This window comes from Pseudomonas sp. A-1 (genome assembly GCF_004801855.1).
Lineage (GTDB): Bacteria > Pseudomonadota > Gammaproteobacteria > Pseudomonadales > Pseudomonadaceae > Geopseudomonas.
On record NZ_SSTC01000159.1, the window covers coordinates 1 to 4,930 of the forward strand.

Annotated in this window: 4 protein-coding genes; 2 read left to right on the forward strand and 2 right to left on the reverse strand. The window is 68.8% G+C overall.

All coding sequences use genetic code 11. The features are described 5' to 3' along the window. Window positions 1-620 (reverse strand): thioredoxin family protein (locus E5198_RS20425; protein WP_178084106.1); only part of this gene is annotated, 620 nt, incomplete at its 3' end. Between the two features lie 269 nt (window positions 621-889). Between E5198_RS20425 and E5198_RS20430 the strand changes: the two genes are divergently transcribed. Both E5198_RS20430 and E5198_RS20435 read left to right on the forward strand, forming a co-directional pair. Next, a complete protein-coding gene (locus E5198_RS20430) occupies window positions 890-2,530 on the forward strand; it encodes a VRR-NUC domain-containing protein (RefSeq protein WP_136491749.1) in 1,641 nt (546 codons plus the stop codon). Continuing rightward, window positions 2,527-4,800 carry an ATP-dependent DNA helicase gene (locus E5198_RS20435; RefSeq protein ID WP_136491750.1) on the forward strand — a complete coding sequence of 758 codons (2,274 nt, stop codon included), beginning with the start codon at window positions 2,527-2,529 and terminating at the stop codon, window positions 4,798-4,800. Before E5198_RS20430 ends, E5198_RS20435 begins: the two co-directional genes overlap by 4 nt. A gap of 22 nt (window positions 4,801-4,822) precedes the next feature. On the opposite strand, the gene E5198_RS20440 is transcribed toward E5198_RS20435, so the two are convergent. After that, window positions 4,823-4,930 (reverse strand): cyd operon YbgE family protein (locus tag E5198_RS20440; RefSeq protein WP_305956082.1); only part of this gene is annotated, 108 nt, incomplete at its 5' end.

The following is a 4,930-nucleotide window of genomic DNA, read 5'->3' on the forward strand; positions in this document are numbered from 1 at the left end:
TTGAGCTTGTCGGCCTCGCGGGCGCCGCTGTTGGTATCCAGCTTGGCGAGGATCTCCTCGACGCCCATGCGGCCGTTGCCGAACGGCTCGCCGTTCAGGTAGATGCTCGGCACCGCCATGATCTGGCGCGCCTCCACCTCGTCCTGGAACAGCGCGCCGTCGATGGCCACGTGCTTGATGTTGGGGTTGAGCACCGCCATCAGGTTGAGCGCCTGCACCACGTCCGGGCAGTTGTGGCAGGACAGCGAGAAGTAGGTCTCGAAGCGGAACTCGCCCTCGATGCCCTTGATCTGCGCGATCACCTCGTCGGAGACCTTCGGCGGGTAGCCGCCCACCTGCAGCAGGGCCAGCACCAGCGAGGTGAACTCATGGCCCATGGGCAGGCCGGCGAAGCGCGGGCCGATCTCCACGCCGTCGCGGCGGAAGCCGAACGAGGGCTTGCGGGCGTCGGTGCCGGCGGTGTTCAGGGTGATCTTGTCGCTCAGGCCGTTGATGTCGTTGAGCAGCGAAACCATCTCGTCGGACTTCTCGCTGTCGTCCAGGGAAGCGACGATCTCGTACGGCTCGGTAACTTTCTCGAGGTAGGCTTGCAACTGGGCTTTCAGGTTGGCGTCCAACATATGGCGATGTTCCTCTGCAAATCGGGGTTGATCTGTTTCAGATTAGGGGAGATGCCTGCCGTGGAAATTGCCCGTGGTCAGTGTTCGGCGTGTCTGTCGACGCTATCGGGGCTTGGCTGGCTGCCTGGAGTGAATCCTACGCCTCACCGGGCCCCGATCCCATTTGATTGAATCAAGCCGTTCGATTGAAGCCATCTATCGATACCCGGCGCAGGGAAATCCGACGCGCAGCATTGACAATGCTGGATACCTATACAGATCATCCGAGCATGTCAGTGCCACTACCTCCCGAACTCTATTACCTCGGCAACTTCCGCACTGCGCTCGCCTGGGTAGACGAGCGCCATGCCGATCTGCTGTCCGACGAAGAGTCCCGCTTCATCGCCCGCTTCGCCGAACTGGCCGTACCGGCACAGGCGCTGCTGGTGCGCATGGTCATGCGCAAGGGCAGCCACTTCCGCGCCAGCAAGCTGCGATACGACGAGATCGGCGATATCGCGGCGGCTGCCCGGCCGCTCCTCGAACTGGGCTGGCTGAGCGAGCGGGCACCGCTGGAGGCCGCCGCAGTCGCCGCCCTGCTGCGCAAGGACGAGTTGCTCACCCACCTGCCGCTGGCCGACCGCCGCGCCAGCCAGAAGAAGGCCGAGCTGGAGGCGCAGCTGCTGGCGCTAGAGCTGCCGGCGCAGCCGTTCGCCGCCTGGTGCCCGAACCTCGACGAGCGCCTGTACAGCCTGCAGGTCGGCGAGCTGTGCGACCGCCTGCGCCTGCTGTTCTTCGGCAACCTGAGCCAGGACTGGTCGGAGTTCGTCCTCGCCGACCTCGGCATCTACCGCTACGAACCGGTGGCGATCGCCCCGGAATCGCGCGGCTTCCGCTGCCGGGAGGACGTCGACGACTACCTGTTCCTGCGTGCGCGGCGCGAGCGCTTCGAGGCCGGCGAGCCCGTCGCGGATCTGCTGGAAGGACTGCTCGACTTCGCCAGCGCCAATCCCTACCTGCAGTCGCGCCATGCCCGGCTGCTGTTCAGGCTGGCCCAGCAGCTGGAGAAGGACGGCGAGGCCGAGGCGGCGCTGGCCCTCTACCGGCGCAGCGCCCACGGCGAGGCGCGCTGGCGGCAGATCCGCGTGCTGGAGAAGCTCGAACGCCACAGCGAGGCCCATGCGCTGGCCGTGCAGTTGAGCGCCAGCCCCGGCAGCGACGAGGAAGCCCAGCGCCTTGAGCGGGCGCTGCCGCGCCTTTCGCGCAGGCTCGGCCTGCCCGCCCCCGCACGCCGCGCCGCCGTCGCCGAATGCCGCAGCGAGCTGGTGCTGCCGCGCCCGGCGCACGGCAGCGTCGAGCACGCGGTGCGCGAGCACCTGCACCGCGAACAGGCGCCGGTGCACTACGTGGAGAACACCCTGCTGTGCAGCCTGTTCGGCCTGCTGTGCTGGGAGGCGATCTTCGCGCCGCTGCCGGGAGCCTTCTTCCATCCGTTCCACAGCGGGCCGGTCGACCTGTACGGCAGCGACTTCCACGAGCGGCGCCGGGCGCTGTTCGACGCCTGCCTGGCGCGTCTGGACGACGGCAGCTACCGGGCGCACATGCGCCAGCTGCATCGCACCAAGTTCGGTACCCAGTCGCCCTTCGTGTTCTGGAACCTGCTCGACGAGGCGCTGCTCGAACTGGCGCTGGCCTGCATCCCCGCCGCGCACCTGCGCGCCTGCTGCGAACGCCTGCTGCGCGACCTCAGGGCCAACCGCGCCGGCATGCCCGACCTGATCCAGTTCCACCCCGCCGAGCGCCACTACCGGCTGATCGAGGTGAAGGGCCCGGGCGACCGCCTGCAGGACAATCAGAAGCGCTGGCTGGCCTTCGCCGCCGAGCACGGCATCCCGGTCGAGGTCTGCTACGTGAGCTGGGCCGAGGCATGAGCTACGCCATCGCCGTGCGCGCGCTGTGCGAGTTCACCGCCAAGACCGGCGATCTCGACCTGCGCTTCACCCCCTCGCCCAGCGCCCAGGAAGGCATCGCCGGGCACCAGACGGTAGTAGCGCGGCGCGGCCCGCACTATCTGGCCGAGCTGCCGCTGGCCGGCGCCTGGCAGAGCCTCATGGTCAGCGGCCGCGCCGACGGCTACGACCCGGAGCAGAACCTGCTGGAGGAGATCAAGACCCACCGCGGCGACGTCGCGCGCATCCCCGACAACCACCGCCAGCTGCACTGGGCGCAGGCCAAGGTGTATGGCTGGCTGCTCTGCCAGAACCGCGGCCTCGCGGAGATCGAGCTGGCGCTGGTGTATTTCAACGTGCTGACCCAGAAGGAAACGGTGCTGCGCGAGCGCTTCGCGGCGGCCGAGCTGGAAGCCTTCTTCGCCCTGCAGTGCCGGCGCTTCATCGCCTGGGCAGAGCAGGAAGAGGCGCACCGCACGGCGCGCGACGCCAGCCTGGAACGGCTGCGCTTCCCCTGGCCGGAGTTCCGCCGCGGCCAGCGCCAGCTGGCCGAAGCCGTCTACCGCGCCGCCCGCGACGGCCAGACGCTGATGGCGCAGGCCACCACCGGCATCGGCAAGACCCTCGCCACCCTTTTCCCGCAGCTCAAGGCCTTCCCCGGACAAAAGCTCGACCGCCTGTTCTTCCTCACCGCCAAGACCCCCGGCCGGCGCCTGGCCCTGGATGCGCTGGCCAGCCTGCGCCAGCAGGAAGACGACCTGCCGCTGCGCGTGCTCGAACACGTGGCGCGCGACAAGGCCTGCGAGCACCCGGAGCGCAGCTGCCACGGCGAGTCCTGCCCGCTGGCCAGGGGCTTCTACGACCGCCTGCCCGGCGCGCGGCTGGCAGCGCTCGAACGGCGCTGGCTGACCCAGGGCGAGGTGCGCGAGATCGCCCTCGCCCATCAGGTCTGCCCCTACTACCTGAGCCAGGAGCTGTGCCGCTGGGCCGACGTGGTGGTCGGCGACTACAACTACTACTTCGATCTCAGCGCCCTGCTCCACGGCCTGACCGTGCTCAACGACTGGCGGGTGACCGTGCTGGTCGACGAGGCGCACAACCTGGTGGAGCGGGCCCGCGGCATGTACACGGCCGAGCTGGACCAGCACGTGTTCATGGACATGCGCAAGTCGGCGCCGGCCAAGCTGAAGAGCCCGCTGGAGCGCGTCGGCCGCCACTGGAACCAGCTCAACCGCGACCAGGACAGCGACTACCAGATCCTGCCGAGCGTGCCGGACCTGTTCGTCGCCGCGCTGCACAAGGCGGTCAGCGCCATCACCGACCACCTGACCGACCAGCCCGACGGCAACGACCGCGCCCTGCTGCAGTTCTACCTCGACGCCCTGCAGTTCTGCCGCCTCGCCGAGGCCTGGGGGCCGCACTCGCTGTTCGACGTCAGCCGCCATGCCGGCGCGGGAGCGCGCGCCCGCTCGACGCTCTGCCTGCGCAACGTGGTCCCGGCGCCTTTCCTCGCTGGGCGCTTCGCCAGCGCCCACAGCACCACGCTGTTCTCCGCCACACTGCGTCCGGCCGACTACTACCGCGATCTGCTCGGCCTGCCGGAGCAGGCCCGCTGGCTGGAGGTGGAATCGCCCTTCGCTGCCGAGCAGCTGGAGGTGAGGGTCATGCGCAACCTGTCGACCCGCTACCAGCATCGCGCGACGAGCCTGGCGCCGATCTGCCGGATCATCGCCGAACAGTATCGGGACAGGCCGGGCAACTACCTGGCGTTCTTCAGCAGCTATGCCTACCTGCAGCAGGTGCGCGAGCTGTTCACGACGCTGCATCCGGAGATTCCAACCAGCGCGCAGACCCGCAGCATGGACGAGGGTGAGCGCCAGGCGTTCCTCGACGGCTTCACCGAGCACTCGCGCGGCATCGGCTTCGCCGTGCTGGGCGGCGCCTTCGGCGAGGGCATCGACCTGCCCGGCCGGCGCCTGATCGGCGCCTTCATCGCCACCCTCGGCCTGCCGCAGGTCAACGCGATCAACGAGGAGATCAAGGCGCGCATGCAGGAGATGTTCGGTCAGGCCATGGGGTACGACTACGCCTATCTGTATCCGGGGATGCAGAAGGTCGTCCAGGCCGCCGGGCGGGTCATCCGCACCACCGCCGACCGGGGCGTGGTGCATCTGCTCGATGACCGCTTCGCGCAGCCCAGGGTCCGGGAGCTGCTGCCGGGCTGGTGGCAGGTGGAGCTGGTGAGATGTTGAATGCCGGGGCGCGAGGCGGTGCTCAACCCTGCGCCTGCCAGAGAATCGCATAACCCAGGCCCATCAGCAGCCAGCCGCCCAGCGGGTGGAAGATGCTGCGCCACAGCCGGCTGTACGGATCGAAGCCGAC